The organism is Variovorax sp. HJSM1_2 (genome assembly GCF_049316285.1).
Taxonomy (GTDB): domain Bacteria; phylum Pseudomonadota; class Gammaproteobacteria; order Burkholderiales; family Burkholderiaceae_C; genus Rhodoferax_B.
Map to the genome: position 1 here is coordinate 129905 of NZ_JBMOXA010000003.1, position 21710 is coordinate 151614.

At 62.7% G+C, this 21710-nt stretch carries 18 protein-coding genes and 1 other RNA gene; 15 read left to right on the forward strand and 4 right to left on the reverse strand.

Annotated elements, in window-relative coordinates; translation table 11 throughout:
* Positions 1–66 precede the first annotated feature (66 nt).
* On the reverse strand, positions 67–399 hold the full coding sequence (trxA, locus tag ACFQ95_RS04760; RefSeq protein WP_422829671.1) for a thioredoxin TrxA: 333 nt from the start codon (positions 397–399) through the stop codon (positions 67–69).
* 288 nt (positions 400–687) lie between these two features.
* Between trxA and ACFQ95_RS04765 the strand changes: the two genes are divergently transcribed.
* Positions 688–1995: a TIGR03862 family flavoprotein gene (locus ACFQ95_RS04765; RefSeq protein WP_422829672.1), complete on the forward strand. Its 1308-nt coding sequence runs from the start codon at positions 688–690 to the stop codon at positions 1993–1995.
* 141 nt (positions 1996–2136) lie between these two features.
* Entirely contained in the window at positions 2137–6000 is a 3864-nt protein-coding gene (locus tag ACFQ95_RS04770) for a hypothetical protein (protein WP_422829673.1), read from the forward strand.
* Between the two features lie 120 nt (positions 6001–6120).
* Here ACFQ95_RS04770 and ffs read toward each other — a convergent pair.
* Positions 6121–6217, reverse strand: an RNA gene (gene ffs / locus ACFQ95_RS04775) — signal recognition particle sRNA small type.
* Between the two features lie 108 nt (positions 6218–6325).
* On the opposite strand from ffs, the gene dnaX reads away from it, so the two are divergent.
* From dnaX to ACFQ95_RS04805, 6 genes are all read left to right on the forward strand, one after another.
* Complete coding sequence (dnaX, locus tag ACFQ95_RS04780; RefSeq protein WP_422829674.1) at positions 6326–8296, forward strand: DNA polymerase III subunit gamma/tau; 1971 nt, start codon at positions 6326–6328, stop codon at positions 8294–8296.
* A 42-nt stretch (positions 8297–8338) separates the two neighbouring features.
* Positions 8339–8671 carry a YbaB/EbfC family nucleoid-associated protein gene (locus ACFQ95_RS04785; protein WP_422829675.1) on the forward strand — a complete coding sequence of 111 codons (333 nt, stop codon included), beginning with the start codon at positions 8339–8341 and terminating at the stop codon, positions 8669–8671.
* 25 nt (positions 8672–8696) lie between these two features.
* Positions 8697–9287, forward strand: a complete 591-nt coding sequence (recR, locus tag ACFQ95_RS04790) for a recombination mediator RecR (RefSeq protein ID WP_422829676.1) — start codon at positions 8697–8699, stop codon at positions 9285–9287.
* A 215-nt stretch (positions 9288–9502) separates the two neighbouring features.
* Positions 9503–10489 carry an ABC transporter substrate-binding protein gene (locus ACFQ95_RS04795; RefSeq protein ID WP_422829840.1) on the forward strand — a complete coding sequence of 329 codons (987 nt, stop codon included), beginning with the start codon at positions 9503–9505 and terminating at the stop codon, positions 10487–10489.
* Between the two features lie 43 nt (positions 10490–10532).
* Positions 10533–11363: an ABC transporter ATP-binding protein gene (locus ACFQ95_RS04800; RefSeq protein WP_422829841.1), complete on the forward strand. Its 831-nt coding sequence runs from the start codon at positions 10533–10535 to the stop codon at positions 11361–11363.
* Between the two features lie 4 nt (positions 11364–11367).
* Positions 11368–12210: an ABC transporter permease gene (locus tag ACFQ95_RS04805; protein WP_422829677.1), complete on the forward strand. Its 843-nt coding sequence runs from the start codon at positions 11368–11370 to the stop codon at positions 12208–12210.
* A gap of 31 nt (positions 12211–12241) precedes the next feature.
* Here the strand turns inward: ACFQ95_RS04805 and ACFQ95_RS04810 are convergent, their stop codons facing one another.
* Positions 12242–13759 (reverse strand): transglycosylase SLT domain-containing protein, encoded by a 1518-nt coding sequence (locus tag ACFQ95_RS04810; RefSeq protein WP_422829678.1) that lies wholly within the window; start codon positions 13757–13759, stop codon positions 12242–12244.
* Positions 13756–14538, reverse strand: a complete 783-nt coding sequence (gene gloB / locus ACFQ95_RS04815) for a hydroxyacylglutathione hydrolase (RefSeq protein WP_422829679.1) — start codon at positions 14536–14538, stop codon at positions 13756–13758. The genes ACFQ95_RS04810 and gloB overlap by 4 nt, the downstream gene beginning before the upstream one ends.
* Between gloB and ACFQ95_RS04820 the strand changes: the two genes are divergently transcribed.
* From ACFQ95_RS04820 to ACFQ95_RS04850, 7 genes are all read left to right on the forward strand, one after another.
* On the forward strand, positions 14537–15340 hold the full coding sequence (locus ACFQ95_RS04820; protein WP_422829680.1) for a class I SAM-dependent methyltransferase: 804 nt from the start codon (positions 14537–14539) through the stop codon (positions 15338–15340). The genes gloB and ACFQ95_RS04820 overlap by 2 nt on opposite strands.
* 31 nt (positions 15341–15371) lie before the next feature.
* Positions 15372–15821, forward strand: a complete 450-nt coding sequence (gene rnhA, locus ACFQ95_RS04825; protein ID WP_422829681.1) for a ribonuclease HI — start codon at positions 15372–15374, stop codon at positions 15819–15821.
* A 25-nt stretch (positions 15822–15846) separates the two neighbouring features.
* Entirely contained in the window at positions 15847–17307 is a 1461-nt protein-coding gene (gene sbcB / locus ACFQ95_RS04830) for an exodeoxyribonuclease I (RefSeq protein ID WP_422829682.1), read from the forward strand.
* 124 nt (positions 17308–17431) lie between these two features.
* The gene (locus tag ACFQ95_RS04835; protein WP_422829683.1) at positions 17432–18643 is read left to right on the forward strand and encodes an alpha/beta hydrolase family esterase; all 1212 of its coding nucleotides are present in this window, start codon (positions 17432–17434) and stop codon (positions 18641–18643) included.
* Between the two features lie 95 nt (positions 18644–18738).
* Positions 18739–20184, forward strand: coding sequence for a cardiolipin synthase (gene cls / locus ACFQ95_RS04840; RefSeq protein ID WP_422829684.1), 1446 nt, complete (start codon positions 18739–18741; stop codon positions 20182–20184).
* A gap of 242 nt (positions 20185–20426) precedes the next feature.
* Entirely contained in the window at positions 20427–20732 is a 306-nt protein-coding gene (locus ACFQ95_RS04845; protein WP_422829685.1) for a putative quinol monooxygenase, read from the forward strand.
* 63 nt (positions 20733–20795) lie between these two features.
* On the forward strand, positions 20796–21680 hold the full coding sequence (locus ACFQ95_RS04850) for an NAD-dependent protein deacetylase (RefSeq protein ID WP_422829686.1): 885 nt from the start codon (positions 20796–20798) through the stop codon (positions 21678–21680).
* Positions 21681–21710 lie beyond the last annotated feature (30 nt).

Sequence of the window (21710 nt, forward strand, 5' to 3'; positions counted from 1 at the left end):
CAGATTATGACAGGAAAATTCTAGGAGCCAAAACCGTCGTCGCGACGGTTTTGGCGAGCGTGCCAATCAGGCCAGTTGCTGGTCGATGAAGGCCGTCAATTGGGCCTTGTTCATGGCGCCGACCTTGGTGGCCGCCAATTCGCCGCCCTTGAACAACATCAGCGTGGGGATGCCACGGATGCCGAACTTGGCGGGGATGTCGCGGTTTTCGTCGACATTCATTTTGGCGATCTGCAGCTTGCCTTGGTAGCCGGTGGCCACTTCGTCCAAGATGGGGGCAATCATTTTGCAAGGGCCGCACCACTCGGCCCAGTAATCCACGAGCACGGGCGTGTCGGATTTCAATACGTCGGATTCAAAAGTCGCGTCGGATATGTGTTTGATGAGTTCGCTTGCCATGGGATTTCCTTAAGGGGCAGAGTGCTGGTACGACTAAGGTTGCGGCATTGTGACAGAAACCAATAGCCGTCTAGGTGGCCCATTTTGCTATCGGCACCATAGCGTAAATGTAATGCTTGGCGACGTTTTTTGCAGGAGCGCCGTAAATCCGTGCGTAGCAACCACGCAGCCAATGCAGGCTCTGAGCCACTACCTAAAACAGAGCATTTTTCAAGATGCTTTGTTTCCGGGCTTGCCAGGGTGTTGCTGGGCCTGACAATCCACGGTTTGAATCAGCAGGGTTTTGACGTGAATAGTGATGAAAGCCGGGCCGTGTGGCCCGATAAACAGTCGGCCGTGGTCATAGGGGCTGGTCCTGCGGGATTGATGGCGGCTGAAGTGTTGGCCCAGGCCGGCAAAACCGTGCACGTGTTTGATGCCATGCCATCGGTGGGACGCAAGTTTCTGCTGGCAGGCAAGGGCGGCTTGAATCTCACACACTCTGAGCCCATGGCGCAGTTTGCCTCACGTTTTGGCGCGCGCCAGGCGCAGGTGCAGCCCTGGCTGGATGAAATGGACGCGGCTCAACTGCGCGATTGGGCACAGGGTTTGGGGGTGGAGACTTTTGTCGGCACCTCTGGCCGGGTGTTCCCGGTCAGCATGAAGTCGGCACCGCTGCTGCGCGCCTGGCTGCAACGCTTGCGTGCGGCGGGTGTGGTGTTTCATATGCGTCACCGTTGGACGGGTTGGGACAATGCGGGCCAGTGGACTTTCGCGGCGCCCGATGGGGCCCAGGTCAGCATGCAGGCGGGCGCCGTGGTGCTGGCCTTTGGCGGCGGCAGTTGGGCGCGCCTGGGTTCCGATGGCGCGTGGGTGTCGCTGCTGCAGGGTCGGGGCGTGGCCGTGTCTGCGTTGAAACCAGCCAATTGCGGCTTTGATGTGGGTGTACCCGAGGGTGTGCCAGACCGTCCCGCCTTGGGCTGGAGTGAGCACTTTGCCACGCGTTTTGCGGGCCAGCCCTTCAAGACCGTGGCCATTTCCTGCATCGGCGCAGACGGCAGCACCTTCAGCCGCAGGGGCGAATTTGTCGCTACCGCCGCCGGGATTGAAGGCAGCCTGGTGTATGCCGCGTCTGCCTTGTTGCGTGATGCCATTGCGGCCCAGGGCCATGCGCTGCTGCAGCTGGATTTGCTGCCGGGCAAGACCGATGCGCAGGTGTTGGCCGAAGTCAGCCATCCGCGTGGTTCGCGTTCTTTGTCCAGTCATTTGAAGAGCCGTTTGGGTCTGGACGGCATCAAGCTGGCCTTGCTCAACGAACGCCTGAGCAAGCAGCAGATGCACGACCCGGCCGTGCTGGCACGCAGCATCAAAGCCTTGCCGCTGCACCTGCTGGCCGCACGGCCGATCGACGAAGCCATCAGCAGCGCCGGTGGTATTCCGTTCGAGGCCATGGATGCGCAGTTGATGCTGCAGGCCTTGCCCGGTGTGTTCTGCGCGGGCGAGATGATCGATTGGGAAGCTCCTACAGGCGGCTATTTGTTGACGGCCAGCATGGCCAGTGGGCGTGTGGCCGGGCGTGGCGCGCTGCAGTTTTTGAATCAATCTGCACCGTCTTAGGGCACGGAATCGCTGTCTGGCTGTGCCAGGCTTGCTATTGTTTGCTTTAGTTACCAAAATCAGGCAGCGCCTTGGTGAAGAGCTCTGTGGTGTGAATCAATGCGGCCCGTGCCGCAACCCAGGCGCAACCAAGGATGCAGCATGCCGCCTGTGGAGCCCCCAGCGTCTTCTTCACCAACGCCGCCTTCGTTGGCGCAGCCGCCAACACCGCCACTCACTGACCATTTGGCCGCGCTGGCCCAAGCGGAAAATGCGGCTTTGCAAGAGCGCCGTGCCCTGCTGGGGGCTTCCTCGGCCGAGTCTATGGCGCGAGTCCAGTCGCTGCCGCGTGTGGGCCTGGCCCTTTCGGGTGGCGGCGTGCGCAGCGCAACCTTCGCGCTGGGACTGATGCGTGGGCTGGCCCAAAGCGGCCGGCCGGCGGGTGGGGCGCAGGCTGCGCCATCCCTCCCTGAACCTACGGTTGATCTGCTGACCGGGCTGCCGACCGTATCCGCGACAACAACCGACCCAGGCCCGCTAGAACGTGTCGACTATTTGTCCACGGTGTCCGGCGGCGGCTACGTCGGCGCCATGTATGGCCGCTTGATGCAGCGTGTGGGCATGGCGCGCGCCCAGGAGTTGATGGCCTCCAGCGGCTCGGTGGTGCTCGAATGGCTGCGCCGCAATGGCCGTTACCTCACGCCATCGGGCTCGCGCGACACCGGCATCGCAGTTGTCACCTATCTGCGCGCCTGGTTGGCGATTCATGTCGAGTTCATGTTTGCCTGCATGCTGCTGGGCTTGCTGGTGATCGCACCGCACTTGTGGCAGCACAGCTATCAATTGCTCGATCCTCTGGGCTGGTCGCGTTGGTTCAGCCCCTGGTGGACTTTGGCGGCCTGGGTCTGGGTGCTGCTGTCGCCGGGGCTGATCGTCGGTTACTGGACCGCACGTGATGCACCCGAGCGCAGCGATGCGTTGAGGCGTATCTTGCGGCCGTTGAAGAGCGGTTTCCTGCTGCTGGTGCTGGCCGTGGTGGCCTGGATTCTGTGGGGCACGCTGGGGGAGGGCGATGGCCTGGACCCGGTGCGGCATGGCATGAATTGGTCGCTGGTGGCGTGTTGTGGCCTGACGTCGGTGGTGGCCGGGCAACTGGGCGTGATGCTGTGGATGGGCGTGACGCGTGAGTCTTATGCGCTGAACGTGGCGCGTGTGCGCAACGGGCTCACGCGTGCGTTGCGCTGGGTCATGCTGGCCGCGTTGGCGCTGGTGGGCCTGGGGGCGCTCGATCTGCTGAGCTGGTGGATTCTGGAGGAGTTCCTCACCGACAACAACGTCTGGCTCTGGCGCGGTGTGGGCGTGGGCAGCATTGGCCTGGTGCTGCTGCGCGCGTTGATGCAGCCGCTGCAGCAGATCGCGGCCGACACCACGCGTCGCGCGGTGGAATGGTTGCCGCGTTTGCTCAACATCGGCAGCATCATTGGTTTGTTGGCGCTGGTGACGGCGTGGACCGTGGTGCTGCAGTGGTTTGTTTTTGCGCCCGATCCCTTTGTCGGCCTGCGCGACGTGCCCGCCTGGATGCGCGCGAGCTTGCTGGCATTGGCTTGGGCTGGCTGGATGCTGACCACCGGCGGCAATGCCCAAATGGCCAACACCTCGTCGCTGCACAGCTTTTACCGTGCGCGCCTTACGCGCGCCTATCTGGCCGTGGGCAATCCGCAGCGCAGCATAGACCCGGAACACCCGCGCAAGACCGATGTGACCACCGTGGTTGAGGGCGACGACACACGGTTGGCCCACTACCGCCCCGAAGCCGCAGGCGGCCCGATTCATCTCATCAATACCTGCCTGAACCAGACCCGCGACGACCAGAGTGGCCTGTACAACGCTGACCGCAAAGGCACGGCCGTGACCGCCACCTGGCGCGGCTTCGAGATCGGCCCGCGTGAGTTCATGGCGCTGGCTGATGACTACGACGCGGGCACACTGGGCCGCTGGGTGGCGGTGTCCGGGGCCGCCGCTTCGCCCGGTGCCGGCTCGTATACCGCGCGTGGGCTGGCTTTGCTGGTGTATTTTTTGGGCGTGCGGCTGGGCTACTGGATGCGCGCGCCGCGTGAGCGCGCCGCACTGCGCTGGCTCAGTCACCTGGCTTGGCGCTGCTGGCCCAAGCCGCTGATGCTCAGCAGCGAAGCCTCGGCCACCTTCTTTGGGCTGGACCGGCCCTGGTGGTATTTGTCGGATGGCGGGCATTTTGAGAACACCGGCGTTTATCCGCTGCTCAAGCGCGAACTCGATTTCATCATCCTGTCGGACGCAAGCTGTGATGCCCGCTACGAGTTTGCGGATCTGGAGAATCTGGTGCGCAAGGCGCGCATCGATTTCGGCGCCGAGATCGACTTCTACAACCAGCACGAGGCGGCGCGACTATTCGCCACGGAGTCGCCGGACCTCACGGTGCTTTCGCCTGAGGACATGGCCGACAACCATTCCTGCCGCGGCGTGATGATTGCGCGCATTCGGTACCGCGAGCGCCCAGGGCCCATGGGCGCGGATGGTCGACCCGGCCCAGCCTACCGCCCCGAGGGAACCCTGCTTGTCGTCAAGCCGAACCTGCACGACGCGCTGGATGTCGATCTGCTGGCCTATGCGCAGAAGCACCAGAGCTTTCCACACGAATCGACCGGTGACCAGTCCTTCGACGAAGCTCAGTGGGAAAGCTACCACCGCCTGGGCGAGGATTTTGGCCGTGTCTTGAGTAACGACTGGCTCAGCCGCCTGCCGGGCTGGCTGGCCCCGGCGCAGCACGATATGCACGCCGTCGCCCGGCTCAGCGGCTTGAAAACGCTGGAGGCACCGCGCACCGAACCCTTTTGGCGTCGCGGTGCGCGCGCCACGGCGATTGGCACCACCCTCGGCCTGGGGGCCTCGGGCACGCTGCTGCTGTCGTTGTGGCAGGTGCAGGACCAGGTGCAGCGCAGTCAAACGGACGAACAAAACGAGGCGCGCAAACTGTTCACCGATTTTTCTCTGCGCTTGCAGGAACTCGACGGTGCCTGCCCGAAGATACCCGAGCACACGGTAACCACCGCCGCCACCTTGTTCACCTTGCGGGGCGGCAGTTCCTTGTCCGCCCTGGAGCGCGAGGGCCTGGACCGCATGGCCGATCGTGTGGCGGATGAATGCAAAAAAGCAGCACGCGACGATGCCGTCTGTGCCGCCGGCCATCAGCGCATGCAACGCGACCTCTGCACGGTAGTGGGCAAGAAAAATATCAAGAGTTCCACCTCTTTCAGCTACTGGAACCCCTCGGCCACGCGGCTGGAGCAGGCGCGTGCGGGCGCCAAGGTGTGGCAGAGCGTTGCGGCCTATGTGCCCATTCCGCTGGCCTGGACCGAGGCGCCCGGGGTGCAGGTGGCCGGTCTTCCTGGTGGTATGGGTGGGGGGGCAGGCAGTGTGGGCGGCGTGGCCGGTGCATCTGCGGGGGCACAAGCGCCGTCCAAGATGGGGCAGGCGGTGGCGACCGGCGGCAGTGCGCTGGGGGTGGGCAGCGGCGTCGCAGCCCCGCCTGCCGCAGGAGCCGGGCGCGGTATCGCCGAGCTCTGCGCCCGCGCGGGCGGCGCTTACACCACGGTCTATCTGCAGGTTTATGACGAAGCCTCGCGCCAGGCCGCCACGGCTTTACGTGAGGCCTATCTCAAGCAGGCTGGCAATGTGCTGCAGGTAGCACCGATTGAAAACGTGGTGCGCAGTGCCGAGTTGCGCCAGCAGCGCCGCGCCGTGCCTTGGCCCAAGGCAACATTCGTGGTGCACGACCCTGGCAGTACCGCTTGCGCAGGTGCGCTGGCCAAGCTGGTGGGCCCGCCCTGGGCGCAACAGTCGGGCGGCGAGGCCGATCCACCCTGGATCCGTGGCCTGCCCAGCCGGCTACAGGCCAACCCGGGGGTGATAGAACTTTGGCTGCCCCCCGTGGCCTCGTATGCGCAGAAGGCGGCTTACATGGGGCCATCTCCCAGCCAGGACCGATGAACGACTTGAGGGCGCTAGCCAGAAAATGGGGAGGCCGGCATTAAAGGCTGGCCTGAGATGTACACATCCAGTTTGCAAGGCCGTTGATGAGCGCTTGAGGCTGGATGGGTTTTAGAAGAAGTTGACGAGCCTTGACCCCGGCACTGGCTCCACAGTTAGGGCTGCTTGGTTCCCCACCTGACCCGGTTGGCCGCTTTACCATGCGGGAAGGCCCGTCGATTGCAATTGTAGTGGATGAAAAGCCAGTTGACCGGCTAGCAGGGGAATTAACACTAGTTTGGAATCGATGGGCGGGAGCGGGTGAGGGCCACCGTAGAATCAGAGGATGTCTTATCTCGTGCTCGCCCGCAAGTACCGTCCCCGCAATTTCTCCGAAATGGTTGGTCAGGAGCACGTTGTCCAGGCGCTTGGCAATGCGTTGACCACCCAGCGTCTGCACCACGCCTATATGTTTACCGGCACCCGTGGTGTGGGCAAGACCACGGTGTCGCGGATTCTTGCCAAGTCGCTCAACTGCCAGGGCCTGGATGGAACGGGCGGTATCACGGCTGAGCCTTGTGGTGTGTGCCAGGCGTGCCAGGACATCGATAGCGGCCGGTTTGTCGATTACACCGAGCTGGATGCAGCTTCCAACCGTGGTGTGGACGAAGTGCAGTCGCTGCTGGAGCAAGCGGTTTATAAACCGGTGCAAGGGCGTTTCAAGGTCTTCATGATCGACGAAGTGCACATGCTGACCAACACGGCGTTCAACGCCATGCTGAAGACGCTGGAAGAACCGCCCGAATACCTGAAGTTCGTGCTGGCCACCACCGATCCGCAAAAAGTGCCGGTGACCGTGCTTTCGCGCTGCCTGCAGTTCAATTTGCGGCCCATGGCCCCTGAAACCGTGCTGTCGCACTTGCGCGGCGTGCTGGCCAAAGAAAGTGTCGAGGCCGATGGGCCTTCGCTGGCCTTGTTGTCGCGTGCGGCTCGTGGCTCCATGCGGGACGCCTTGTCGCTGACCGATCAAGCCATTGCCTTTGGTGGCGGCAAGCTGCAGGAGGCGCAGGTGCGCCAGATGTTGGGCAGCGTGGACAACACCTATGTGTTTCGCTTGATTGCTGCGCTGGCACAGGGCGATGGCCAAGCGGTTGTGGAAACCGTCAACACGTTGCGGCAAAACGGTTTGAATGCCGCTTCCACGCTGGAAGAGATGAGCATGGTGCTGCAGCGCATGGCGGTGCAGCAGGCGGTGGGTGCGCAGGCCGCACCCGCGCCCGCAGACGACCCCGATGCGGGTGAAATCGCCGCGCTGGCCGAAGCCATGCCCGCAGACGAAACGCAGTTGCTGTATTCGATCTGCCTGCACGGCCGCGCCGAGCTGGGTCTGGCGCCTGACGAGTACGCAGCGTTGACCATGGCGCTGCTGCGCTTGTTGGCTTTTAAACCCAACGCGCTGGGCCAGGCCCCCGGGGAAAAAAAAACTCTGAACCGGCCTGAAAGGGCTGTTTCTCAGGCGCCGGCGCCATCAGTGGTTCGCCCGGAAGCCGTGCCGGTGAATGCCGGACCGGTGTCACCACCCGTCGCGGCAACACCGATTCAGTCCGCTGCGCCTGTGGCTGAGCCGCCGACAGTGCAGCCGCCTGCGGTCGTTGTGGCGGCGCGGCCCCCGGTTCCCGCACCGGCCGTCGCGGCGCCTGTCACGCCAATCGCCGCCGCTCCCAGCCGCTCCGAAGTGCCGCCTTGGGAAGATATTCCTGACGAAGACCCCGCCTTGGCCGCGCCCGTGCCCGCTCCCCACACCTCACAAATGCTGGCGATGCCGGTACGCGAGCAATCCGAGTCCAGCGAACGTTTGCGCCCTCGCGTCGATGTGGCGCCGGGCGCACGGCCGCAGGCCAAGGACTTTGTGGCTACCCCCGAGGGCGATTTTTGGCATGCCACGGTACAGCAATTGATTGCCGCCGAAGCCATCAGCGCCATGACGCGCGAACTTGCCCTGCAGTCGCAACTGCTGGCGCGCAACGGTGGCGAATGGCAACTGCGGGTGGAGCGCGAATCCTTGATGCAGCCGAGTTGCCGCGAGCGTTTGCGCGCTGCTTTGATGGCGTCGCCTCCGGCAGATGGTTCGCCCGCGGCCAGTGCGCTGAACTTTGAAGTCGGCCTGTTGACCGATACCCCCGCGCGCCGCAACGCCGCCGCCGCACAGGAGCGGCTGCGTGTGGCCGAGGAGATCTTGCGCGAAGACCCCTTCGTGCAGACGATGATGCGGGACTTTGGGGCGAAAATCGTTCCAGGCAGCATCAAGCCGCTGTAAACAATTCACCCCATTCAACCTAAACCTATCTGAGGAAACAACATGTTCAACAAGGGACAACTCGCCGGTCTGATGAAACAAGCCCAGGCCATGCAAGACAACCTGAAAAAGGCGCAGGACGAACTGGCCTTCATCGAAGTCACGGGTGAATCGGGCGCTGGCCTGGTGAAGGTGTTGATGACCTGCAAACACGACGTCAAACGCATCACCATAGACCCCAGCCTGCTGGGTGAAGACAAAGACATGCTGGAAGACCTGGTGGCGGCCGCCTTCAATGCCGCCGTGCGCAAAGCCGAAGAAACCAGCCAGGAGAAAATGGGCAAGTTGACCGCCGGCATGCCAGGCCTGCCTGGTGGCATGAAGTTCCCGTTCTGATCCGCGTTTGCAGCTTTAGCCCGGAATGGCCGACAACAATGCGCTGAGCGCTTTGATCCAGAACCTGCGCCGCCTGCCCGGCGTGGGCATCAAGTCCGCGCAGCGCATGGCCTTTCATTTGCTGCAGCATGACCGCGACGGGGCGCAACTGCTGTCGCGCGCACTGGAGCAGGCGGTCTTGCAAGTGCAGCATTGCGAGCAGTGCCACACCTTCACCGAGAGCAGCATTTGCGAAACCTGCAGTGACGCCACGCGCGATCCCAGCAAGCTGTGTGTGATCGAAACCCCGGCCGACCAATCGGCGGTAGAGCGCACCGCCGCTTACCGTGGCCTGTATTTTGTGTTGATGGGCAAGTTGAGCCCATTGGACGGCATTGGCCCCAAAGACATTGGTTTGCAAAAACTGTTCGAACGTGCGAGCAATGGTGTGGTGCAAGAAGTCATTCTGGCCACAAACTTCACCGCTGAAGGTGAAGCGACGGCCCACGTCATCAGCGAAGGCCTGAAAAACCGCGGTGTGCACGTGACCCGCCTGGCGCGTGGCGTACCCGTCGGCAGCGAGCTGGAGTACGTTGACCTGGGCACCATCGCCCACGCTTTTGTGGACCGGCGTTAGCCGGCTCAAGTCACACGCCAGCCGCGCTGCCAGAGCGTTTGGCTGGGTCAATAGGCGCAGCCCCTGCCCGGGATGATCCGGATACGACGCTGTGGTGGCTGCACGTAAGCTGGGTCATGGAACCTTATTCCTTGGACTCTGCGAGCACCACCATGGACAAACCTCTTGTGAGCCGTCGCCGATTCAATGTCCTGGCTGCCAGCGCCGTGTCCGGCATGGTGGCCGTGCCCGCAGTGCTGGCGCAAGCTGGGGTGGAAAAGCCGCAGATTGCCTTGGCTGTGGGCGGCAAGGCGGCTTTCTATTACCTGCCATTGACGATTTCCGAGCAACTGGGTTACTTCAAGACGGAAGGCCTGGAGCTTGAAATCAGTGACTTCGCGGGTGGTGCCAGGGCATTGCAGGCGGTGGTGGGGGGCTCGGCCGATGTGTGTTCCGGCGCTTATGAACACACCATCAACCTGCAGAGCAAGAACCAGTTTTTTCAGGCCTTTGTGCTGCAAGGCCGGGCACCACAAATTGCGCTGGGCATCTCCAACAAAACCATGCCCGGCTACCAGAAGCTGACCGACCTGGCGGGCAAGAAAATCGGTGTTTCGGCACCCGGCTCATCGACCAATATGGTGGCCAATCTGGTGTTGTCGCGCGCAGGTGTCAAGCCCAGCGACGTGGCGTTTGTGGGCGTGGGAACTTCGGCCGGCGCCTTGGCCGCCTTGCGCTCGGGCCAGATTGACGCGATGTGTAACACCGACCCCGTGATGACCATGCTGGAGCAAAAGGGCGACGTGCGCATCGTCTGCGACACGCGCACGCTCAAAGGCACACAAGAAGTGTTCGGCGGCACGATGCCGGCCGGTTGCCTGTATGCACCGGCCGAGTTTGTGGCCAAGAACCCGAAAACGGTGCAGGCCTTGACCAATGCCATCGTGCGCGGCTTGAAGTGGTTGCAAACCGCCGGGCCGAGTGACATTATCAAAACCGTGCCGGAGTCGTACCTGCTGGGCGACCGGGCGCTGTACTTGGCATCGTTTGCCAAGATCCGTGAGGCGATTTCGCTGGACGGTGTCCTTCCCGAGCAAGGGACTGTGACGGCGTTGAAGGCATTGGCCAGTTTTGACCCCACGGTGAAGCCCGACAAAATCGCCTTGAACAAAACCTACACCAACGAATTCGCGCTGCGTGCAAAAGAGAAATTCCAGGCCTGAGGCAGCATTCACACCCGATCGGGGTTCTGGCGCTTGTTTGCCGCTGGATGCATTGGCGCTGGAACTGCTGAATGTCAGTTGCACTTTTGCACCGCAAGAGGGGGGCGAGAAAGACCGCGAGCGCGGCCGCTATACCGCAATCGCCGATACCACGCTGCACATTGCCGCCGGCGAATTTGTCTCGGTGGTGGGGCCCACGGGTTGTGGCAAATCCACCTTGCTCAACCTGGCTGCTGGATTGCTGTTGCCGACCACCGGCGAGGTGCGTGTGATGGGTGCGCCGCTGCAAGGCATCAACCGCCGGGCGGGCTATATGTTCCAGAGCGAAGCGCTGATGCCTTGGCGCACCACGCTGGACAACGTGCTGCTCGGCCTGCAGTACCGGGGTGTGCCGGACGCGCAGGCGCGGCAGCAGGCGCTGGATTGGCTCAACCGTGTCGGATTGGGGGCGTTCACGGCGCACTTTCCGCATCAACTCTCGGGTGGCATGCGCAAACGTACGGCGCTGGCGCAGGTGCTGGCCGTGGACCCCGACATCCTGCTGATGGACGAGCCCTTCAGCGCACTCGACGTGCAGACCCGGCAGTTGATGGAAAACGAGTTGCTCGGCATCTGGGCGGCGCGCAGGAAAGCCGTGCTGTTCATCACACACGACCTGGAAGAGGCCATTGCCTTGAGCGACCGGGTGGTGGTGCTGTCTGCCGGGCCGGCGACCCGCCCCATAGGCGACTTCAAGGTTGATCTGCCGCGTCCACGCGATGTGGCCGAGGTGCGCATGTTGCCCGAATTCGTCGACTTGCATGCCCGTATCTGGGCGGTGCTGCGCGACGAAGTGCTCAAGGGGTATACGCAGCAACTCCGCAAGCTGGCTTAGCCCAATGGTCTGGAACACGCTCAAGCCCTCCAGCAAGAACATGCGCCTGTGGCAGTTGGCATTGCTGGTTTTCGGCTTGGCGGTTTGGCAACTGCTGTCACGCGACCAGAAAATCGCCTTCTTTCTGGGTGAGCCTTTGCAGGTCGCGGGGCGGATCTGGTCGTGGTTCTTGCCGTGGGCCTGGCCGCCCGGTGGGCTGTTTCCAGAAGGGCTGGCGGGCCGCGCCGACATTTACAAACATCTGGCCACCACTCTGCTGGAGACGGTGCTGGCCTTCGGCATTGGCACTGTGGGGGGCTTGGCCTGTGGTTTGTGGCTGGCCCTGGCGCCCACGGCCAGTGCGATTCTGGCGCCCTATATCAAGGCGGCGAATGCCATGCCGCGCGTGATTCTGGCACCCATCTTTGCACTCTGGTTCGGCCTGGGTGTGTGGAGCAAGGTCGCACTGGCCGTGACGCTGGTGTTTTTTGTGGTGTTTTTCAACGTCTACCAGGGTGTGCGCGAAGTCAGCCCTGTGGTGTTGGCAAATGCGCGTATGTTGGGCGCCAACCCGCGCCAGTTGCTGCGCACGGTGTATTTGCCAAGTGCCATGAGTTGGGTGTTCTCCAGCCTACACACCTCGGTGGGTTTGGCCTTTGTGGGGGCGGTGGTGGGTGAATACCTGGGTTCGGCGCGGGGCGTGGGTTATCTCATCCTGCAGGCCGAGGGCACGTTTGACGTCAACACCGTGTTTGCCGGCATTGTGGTGTTGACGGTTTGTGCCCTGGTGCTGGACGCCTTGGTGGGCCTGGCCGAGCGCCGGCTGATGCGCTGGCAGCCGCGCGCTGCCGTCAGCGAAACCTTGTAGACCCACCGCGCCAACGGTATTCGGCCTGGCGTTACTTCTTTTTTCGCGGCGCTACGGCAACCTTGCCAGCGTTGCGCGGGCTTTTTTGCACCTTGTTCGAGGCCGCATTGCTAGAGCGTGAAGCGCTGGCCGATTTGACCGTGACCGGCAGGTAGACCACCACAGACTCACCCGCGCGGAAACTGGCGTTGGCTTTGACATCGTTCCAGTCGGCCACGTTGGCCGCACTGACGCGGTAGCGGGCGGCGATGCTGGCGACACTGTCGCGTTTGCCCGCCTTGACGGTGGTTTTGCGGGTGACGATCTCCGGTGCCAGACTCAGATGGGCCGTGTCGGCCACGTGTTCGGCCACATCCTGCCCATTGGTTGCCGAGCGCGGCACGATCAACGACGAGCCGGCCTTGATCAACATGCGCGGCGGAATGTTGTTGAGGCTGCGCAGGTCGGCCTCGTTCATGCCCACTTGCTTGGCGGCTGCGCTGACACTCATGGTGACGGGCACGGTCCAGGCGGTCCAACTGGCGTACTGGCCTTGGTTATAGGCCTCCAGATTCCGCCTGAAGACGTTGGCGCTGTCCCAGGGCAGCAAGATCTGCGGTGTGCCCGAGGCCAGAATCACCAGTTTATGGGCCGAAGGGTTCAGCGCCTTGAAGTCGCTGAGTTCCACGTTGGCCAGCTTGGCGGCCAGCTCCACGTCGATGTCGCGCGAGATGTCCACCGACTGGAAGTAGGGGTGGTTTTCGATCAGCGGAAGTTCGGCATTGAACAGGTCCGGATTCGCCACGATGTTTTTCACGGCCTGCAGCTTGGGCACATACAAGCGGGTCTCGGCTGGCATGTTGAGCTCGGCGTAGCTGGTGCCCAGCCCGAGTTTCTGGTTGCGCGCAATCGCCCGGCTCACGCTGCCTTCGCCCCAGTTGTAGGCGGCCAGCGCCAACTGCCAGTCGCCAAACATGCCGTAGAGTTTTTGCAGGTAGTCGAGTGCGGCGCGGGTCGAGGCCAACACGTCGCGCCGGTCATCGCGAAAGATGTTTTGTTTCAGTTCAAAATAATTGCCCGTGGCCGGCATGAACTGCCACATGCCGGCGGCCTTGGCACTGGACACGGCCTGCGGGTTGAACGCACTCTCGATATAAGGCAGCAGCGCCAACTCGGTTGGCATGTTGCGCCGTTCCAGTTCTTCAACGATGTGGAACAGGTACTTCCTGGAACGCTCGGTCATGCGCAGCATGTAATCGGGGCGGGTGGCGTACCACTGTTCGCGGTCTATCACCAAGTCGCTTTCCAGGTTAGGCATGGCATAACCACGCCGAATGCGTTCCCACAAATCGGCGGGTGGCGTGAGTTGCGCCACACCGCGCGAGCTGGCTTCGGCTGCGGAGATCGGGCGTAGCTGGCCAGACGGGTACACCGCCACGTGCGGTTGCACGGCTGGTGTGTTGGCGGGTGGGCTGGTGCTGCTGGCGTCGGGGCCCTTGGTGGGCGCCATATTGGCGCAACCGCTCAGGACGAGAATAGCGGCCCAGGCCGCCAGGTGGTGAAATTTCATTTGAATTGGTTTTTCCAGGTGCGCAAGGCACCCAGCGCAGCGGCTTCGGACAGTGCGCCGGCATCAAATGCCAGGGCTGCACTGCGGACTGTTGCCTCGGCTGTGCGCATAAAGGGGTTCACTTGTTTTTCCTGTCCGATGCTGGAGGGCAGGGTTGGTTCCCGCCGTTCGCGTTGCGCCACACACCAGGCGGTGTAACGGGCGAGTTCGCTATTGGCCGGCTCCACGGCAGCGGCGAACTTCAGGTTGCTCAGGGTGTATTCGTGGGCGCAGCATACGCGGGTTTCGTCGGGTAAGCGGGCGAACGACTGCAATGAGGCCAGCATTTGGGCCGGCGTGCCTTCAAACAGCCGGCCGCAGCCACCGGAGAACAAGGTGTCGCCACAGAACAGGATAGGCGCGCCTTGGCCATTGGCCCAGGCTTGCGCCGCGTAGTATGCAATATGCCCGGCTGTGTGGCCCGGCACTTCCATCACGGCAAACTTGATACCCAGCACTTCGATCTGCTCGCCATCAGACAAAGCTTGCAGCGGCGCGGGGATTTTTTCGCGTGCTGGACCGTACACTGTTGCACCGGTGGCATCGCGCAGCGCATCAACACCGCCGACATGGTCCGCATGGTGGTGGGTGACTAGAATGGCTGCAAGCTGCAGTCCCAGGTGTTGCAGAGCCTCAAACACCGGCCCAGACTCGCCCGGATCGACCACCAATGCCTGGCGGCCATCATGCAAAAGCCAAATGTAGTTGTCCGTGAAGGCGGGTAGCGGAAGTAAGTTCATGAGCGGTGAAATTATAGGTTTGCAGGATTGGTTCAAAACCCCGCCCGGCCGCTATTTGCTGGATTGGGAGTGCCAGCAGTTGGATAGCGTGGTGGCCGACGTGTTTGGCTATCACGCGCTGCAGCTGGGTTTGCCCGATTTGCCGGGCCTGCGTAACAACCGCATGCCGCACCGCTGGGTGGCCGGTGACCGCTTTCCGCGCCCCGCTACGGAGGGTGGCCCGGGCATGACGCCGGGTGTGGTTTTGCTGACGGACTTTGGTGCCTTGCCATTCGCCGAGGGCAGCCTGGATTTGGTGCTGCTGCCGCACAGCCTGGAGTTGGGCGCCGATCCGCATGGCACGCTGCGCGAGGTGGAGCGTGTGCTGGTACCCGAAGGGCGGGTGGTGATCTGTGGCTTCAACCCGGCCAGCCTCTGGGGGTTTTCCCGGCGCCGTGAGCGGATATACAAACGCATGGGTTTCGGCGAGGCCTATCTGCCGGGGGTGGAAGACATGATCGGCTACTGGCGGCTGCGCGACTGGCTGCGGCTGCTGAGCTTCGAGGTCGAATCCAGCCAGTTTGGTTGTTACCGGCCATCGGTGGCGAGCGAGAACTGGCTGCGTCGTTTTGAATGGATGGACCAGGCCGGCGCGCGCTGGTGGCCGATTTTCGGCGCGGTGTATTGCGTGGTAGCGGTGAAGCGGGTGCGCGGCATGCGTTTGCTGGGCACGAACTGGAAGCCGGCCAAGGTCGGCGCGAATGCCCCGGTGCCGGTGGCCAACCGCGGCAGCCACAGTGTGCATAGTGGCCCGCGTAGCTAGTTTTTTGAGTTTAGTTTTGAGGAAGATGGTTTTGAACGAAGTTGTGATCTACACCGACGGCGCCTGCAAGGGCAATCCAGGCCCTGGTGGCTGGGGTGTGTTCCTGAAATGGGGCACGCTGGAGAAAGAACTGTTTGGCGGCGAGCTGGGCACCACCAACAACCGCATGGAAATGATGGCGGTGATCCAGGGGCTGGCGGCGCTCAAGCAGCCCTGCAGCGTGCGTTTGTTTCTGGACAGCCAATACGTACTCAAGGGCATCACCGAATGGTTGCCCGGCTGGAAGGCGCGCGGCTGGAAAACCGCCTCCAAGGAACCGGTGAAAAACGTCGACCTGTGGCAGCAACTGGATGCGCTGGTGACGGGCAAAGGCCACAAGATCGACTGGCGCTGGGTCAAGGGCCATGCGGGAGACCCGGGCAATGAACGCGCCGACATGCTGGCCAACCGCGGTGTCGACAAGGCGCTGGGGCGCGCTTGAAATATTAAAGAAAGCCCAAGCTGCTGTGGATCAACCCGCCACCACCTTCCTCTGGCACGATTACGAGACTTTTGGCGCGCGTGTGCGCATGGACCGGCCGGCACAGTTTGCCGCCATTCGCACCGATGCTGAGCTGCGTGAAATCGGCGAGCCCATCATGCTGTATTGCCAGCCCGCGCCAGATTACCTGCCGGATCCGCAGTCATGCCTGATCACCGGCATCACGCCGCAGCTGTGCCTTGAAAAAGGTGTGCCCGAGTTCGAGTTTGCTGCACGCATCAACGACGCCTTGGGCGCCCCGGGCACCATTGGGGTGGGCTACAACACCATACGCTTTGATGACGAGATCACACGCTTCATGTTGTGGCGCAACCTCGTCGACCCCTACGCGCGTGAATGGCAAAACCATTGTGGCCGCTGGGATCTGCTGGATGTGGTGCGCACGGCCCATGCCCTGCGGCCCGACGGCATCACCTGGCCGACGCGCGCCGAGGGCGGCACCAGCTTCCGGCTGGAGCATTTGAGTGCGGCCAACGGCTTGGTGCACGAAACCGCACACGATGCCTTGTCTGACGTGCGGGCGACGATTGCGTTGGCCCGGCTGATCAAACAAACGCAGCCGCGCCTGTTCGACTTCTGCTTGGGGCTGCACAAGAAGGAGCGTGTGGCCGCGGAACTGCGCTTGCCCACCACCCAGCCCGAGGCGCGGCCGTTTCTGCACATCTCCGGCATGTTCGGGGTGGAGCGCGGTTGCCTGGCGCTGATGTGGCCACTGGCCATGCACCCGAGCAACCGCAACGAACTGATTGCCTGGGATCTGGCACACGACCCAGGTGAACTGGGCGAACTCGGCGCGGCCGCCATACGCGAGCGGCTGTTCAGCAAACGCGAGGCCTTGGCCCAAGGGGTAGAGCGCCTGCCGATCAAGACCATACACCTCAATAAATCACCGATGGTGATTGGCAACCTCAACACACTCACACCGGCCATGGCGGCAAAGTGGGGCGTGGATGTGGCGGCGCAACTGCAGCACGCTGCCATGGCCGCGCAATTGCCGGACATGAGTGCCATCTGGCCCGAAGTGTTTCAGCGTTCCGAGAGCGCAGACAAGCCTGTGACCGACATTGACCAGGACCTTTATGGCGGTTTCATCGGCCGCGACGACCGCCGCCGGCTCGACCACCTGCGCAGTTTGTCGCCGCAGCAACTGGCCGAGGCGCGCAGCAGTTTTGACGACCCGCGTTTGGAAGAGTTGTTGTTTCGTTACCGCGCGCGCAACTTTGCTGACACGCTGAACGATGTGGAGCAGCAACGCTGGCTGGAGCATCGTGTGGCCTGTTTGTTTGATGGTGAGGGCGGGGTGCGCACCATAGACCAACTGTTTGCCGAAATCGATGAACTCGGCGCGCAGGCGGACGAACGCGGCGAGGAAATTCTGGGCACGTTGTACGACTATGCCGAAATGATTGCACCGGAAGCGGATTAAATCGTCAGCACCGTCTTGGCACCGTCTACCTCAGCCGCGACCAAAAGCTTGACAAACGCAGGCTTGGGGTTAATCCAGGCTGGTTAAATGCTGCAGTGCAGCATTTAAGACTAAACTGAGGCTCATGACCAAAAGCCTCAGCAGTTTGTGGCTGAAAAGCTTCACAAAGATCAACAAGGCCCAGCAACGCCAGGGGCGCAGGCTGCTGCAAAGTCTGTTCGCCCCGCCGATGTTGCGTACGGCCACAGCCGTGGCCAAGTCTGTTGCCAAGGCTGCGGCCTCGGCGTCGCTGCCCACTCCCGTTGCCAAGTCCAAGGCCAAACGTATTCGCCCGGTGGCGCCAACTCGCCCAGCGCGTGTGGCCACGCGTCCGGCGGCTCTGGCTGGCTCCGGACGCTGGATGCGTTCCTACTACCAGGCCCGTGCCGAGGGCGGCAGCGGTGTGCCACGCCGCATGGACTACTGGCTGTTTCTGCCGGATCGCCCGCTGGCCCAGGCCCAGGCGCCAATGCCCCTGGTGGTGATGCTGCATGGCTGCACTCAGGATGCGGTGGCGTTTGCGCAGGGTACACGCATGAATGCCTTGGCCCAGCGTGAAGGGTTTGCGGTGCTGTACCCGCAACAATCCATCTCGATTGACCGTAACCGCTGCTGGCACTGGCATCAGCGTGCGACACAGGCCGGCGGCGGCGAAGTGCCCTGGGTGGTCGGCGCGGTGCGCAAGGTGCTGGCCGGCCAACCTATAGACCGCAGCCGCATCTACCTGGCCGGCATGTCGGCCGGAGCGGCATTGGCCAACATCATTGCGCTGCGTTACCCCGAATATGTGGCTGCGGTGGGACTGCATTCGAGTCCGGTGTACGGCACGGTGGATTCACGCTTGGGTGCGTTTTCGGCCATGCAGCATGGCTCCAGCCACAGTTTGTCGGAGGCTGTGCGCGAGATGGCGACACGTGCCGATTTTCCCGGCATGCCGGCCATCATCCTGCACGGCCAAGACGACAAGGTGGTGCGGGCCATCAACCTCGGCCAGTTGACGCAGCAGTTCTGCTGGCTCAACAAGGTTGACCCATCGGCCGCACCGCTGGCTGAACAGTCCTTTGAAGCCCGGCCCACGGGCCGCGCACCACGCCACGCCTATGAGGTGAAGGACTACGGCAGGAGCCGCAAGGCCCTGGTGCGCGTGTGCCGCATCGAAGGGCTGGACCATGCCTGGAGTGGCGGCGATGCAAGCCTGCCGTTCAACGCGGCGCCCGGTCCGGATGCCAGCCAGTTGATCTGGAATTTCTTTCGCATGCACCGACGCGCGCTGGCGGCAACGCCTTTAACCGCTTGATCATTGTCATTCGTTTGCTATAAGCTTGATAGCTTCTGCCGCGTATGCAAGCTGCTCTGCGGGGCGATTTTTCTCAAACCGAGGCAAACCACATCTTGATCATCCCTTCTTTGAGTGCCGAGTGGCTGTCGCTGCTGAGCTTGCTCTGGAGTCTCCAGATGCTTGTGCTGATTGTCTGGGTGGTGTTGCAACAGCGCGCGCCGGTGTCTACGCTCAGCTGGATTCTTTCCTTGCTGCTGATGCCGGTCTTCGGCTTTGTGGTGTATTACTACTTTGGCCCCCAGCGCCTGGAAAAACAACGCATGCGCCGCTTGCGCGGCCAGGCTTCTTCACAGGCCATGCAGGACATGGCGCGCCTGCGCGACGTCGAGCAGGAGGCGCCGCAGGAACTGCTGCAGTTGGTCACGCTGGGCGCGGCGACCTCGGGCATTCCGGTTTCGAGTGCCGACGACGTGTTGCTGCTCTCAGGCGGCGACCGCACCTATGACGCCATCTTCGAGGCCATTCGTGCGGCGCGCCATCACGTGCATCTGGAGTACTACATCTACGAGCCCGACAAGATCGGCACGGCCTTGCGTGACCTGCTGGTGGGCAAGGCGCAGGCGGGTGTGCAGGTGCGCCTGCTGGTCGATGCGCTGGGCTCCAAGCGCGTGGGCAAGAAATTCCTGGCGCCACTGGTTGCCGCGGGTGCGGATGTCGCGTTCTTTCATGAAAGCCGCATTGGCCGCCGCTGGCGCCCGGTGACCAATTTCCGCACCCACCGCAAAATTGTGGTCTGTGATGGCCGCGTGGGTTTTACCGGCGGCGTGAACATCACCGACGAAGAAGACCCGCGCACCCGCGACGATGCCTACCACGACGTGCACCTGCGCATAGAAGGTTGCGCCGTGCGCTGGCTGCAAACGGTGTTTCTCGAAGATTGGTTCTACAGCACCGGGCAAAACGCCGAAGTGCTGGGCCAGGCGGTGGAGCAGTTGCTGCCACCGCTCAAGCCCGGCAACATCCCGGTGCAAATCGTCACCAGCGGCCCCGACTCCGAACACGAGGCGATTCACCGCATGCACGTGGCGGCCATCAACATCGCCACCCAACGTGCTTGGCTGACCACGCCGTATTTTGTGCCCAGCGAGTCGGCGCTGATGGCGCTCACCAATGCCGCCTTGCGCGGCGTGGATGTGCGCTTGATGGTGCCGCGTATGAGCGACAGCCGGCTCGTGACCGCCGCCGCACGCTCCTACTACGACAAATTGATAGAAGCCGGAGTGAAGATCTGGGAATACGAGGCCCGCATGCTGCATTCCAAGACGCTTTTGGTGGACGAACACTGCGCCATGCTGGGCACGGCCAATTTCGACAACCGCAGCTTCAGGCTCAACTTTGAAGTCATGGCCGTGGTGTTCGGGCCCGCCCTTGCGAAACCGTTGGCCGCACAGTTTCACGAAGATTCAACCCACGCCACTGAGGTGCAGCTCCATAGGCGCCTGCCATTTTGGCCGCGCCTGGGGGTGGCTTCCGCCAGGTTGTTGTCGCCCCTGTTGTAGCGTGTGAAACACCCAGCATCGTGGCGCACTACCGTGCCCTGTGGTGACTGGGGAAACCACGCGTCTACATTCCGCCACTAAGGCTTGCAGCCGCCTCTGAAGTGTGGAAAAGTGGAAGCCTCAGACTTGTATGAGTGGCGTTGAATGTGCGGTGCGTGCTAGCGAATTTGTAGCCCCAACGATGTCGAGAGAGACGACGCACAGCGCCCGTCAGCAAGCCGGAGGGAAGGGAGATCGTCACCATGATCGTCGTCCACGGCTCCATTGTTGCCAAACCCCAGCACGCCGCTGCGTTGCTGGCCTTGTGCAAGACCCACGTTTACCGCGTGCGTACCGAACCCGGCTGCCTGGCCAACGAACTGCACCATGACACCGACAACCCGCTGCGCCTGGTGTTTGTGGAGCGCTGGAGCAGCAAAGAAGCCTTGATGGCGCACTTTGCCCAGCCGGCTTCGCGCGATTTCATCAAACGCATGGGGGCCTTGGTGGCCGAGTTGCCGGCGCTGAAGATGTATGCAGCCGAAGAGTTGACACTGAGCGTCTGCTGAAATCGTTCAGCCTTCGGCGCTGGCGCCTGCACACAAGTGCCAGGGGCCGTATGCTTTAGCCCTATGGCAGCCACATTGCCCCACATCACCTCCCATACACCATTCACGGCCACACCTGAGGTCGCCGCGCCGCTTGAACTGATCACCTTCGCTCAACGCCATCCGCGCCTGCTGGTGCTCACCGGCGCGGGCTGCAGCACCGACTCCGGCATACCCGACTACCGCGACGCCAATGGTGATTGGAAGCGACCGTCGCCGGTAACCTACCAAGCCTTCATGGGGGAGCAGGCGGTGCGCCAACGTTACTGGGCGCGCAGCCTCATTGGTTGGCGCGTGATCGGCCAGGCTCAGCCCAGCGCCGCGCACCTTGCGCTGGCCAGGCTGGAAGCGGCGGGCCGTGTGGAACTGCTGCTGACGCAAAACGTCGACGGCCTGCACAACGCCGCGGGCAGCCAACGCAGCATAGATCTGCATGGCCGCATCGACAGCGTGCGCTGCATGGCCTGTGAAGCGCGGCTGCCACGCGCCGAATTGCAGCAGGAGCTGATGCGCCGCAACCCCCATTGGGCGGCTCTCAGCGCACGCGCCGCACCCGATGGTGATGCCGATCTGGAAGGGCAGGACTTCAGCGACTTCGACATTCCCCCTTGTCCCGTGTGTGGCACAGGCTTGTTAAAGCCGGACGTGGTGTTCTTCGGCGAAAGTGTGCCGCGCGAACGTGTGGCACAAGCCATGGCAGCACTTGATCGCGCCGACGCGGTGCTGGTGGTCGGCTCGTCGCTGATGGTTTATTCGGGCTTTCGTTTTGTGCTGGCCGCGCATGAAGCGGGCAAGCCCATCGCCGCCGTGAACCTTGGGCGCACACGGGCCGATGCGCTGCTGTCGCTGAAGGTGGCGCAGCCTATCGGCGCCACCTTGAATGCCTTGCTTGCGGCGCTGGAGGATTGACCAGGCCGCAAAAGACGAAGCTCTTGCAGT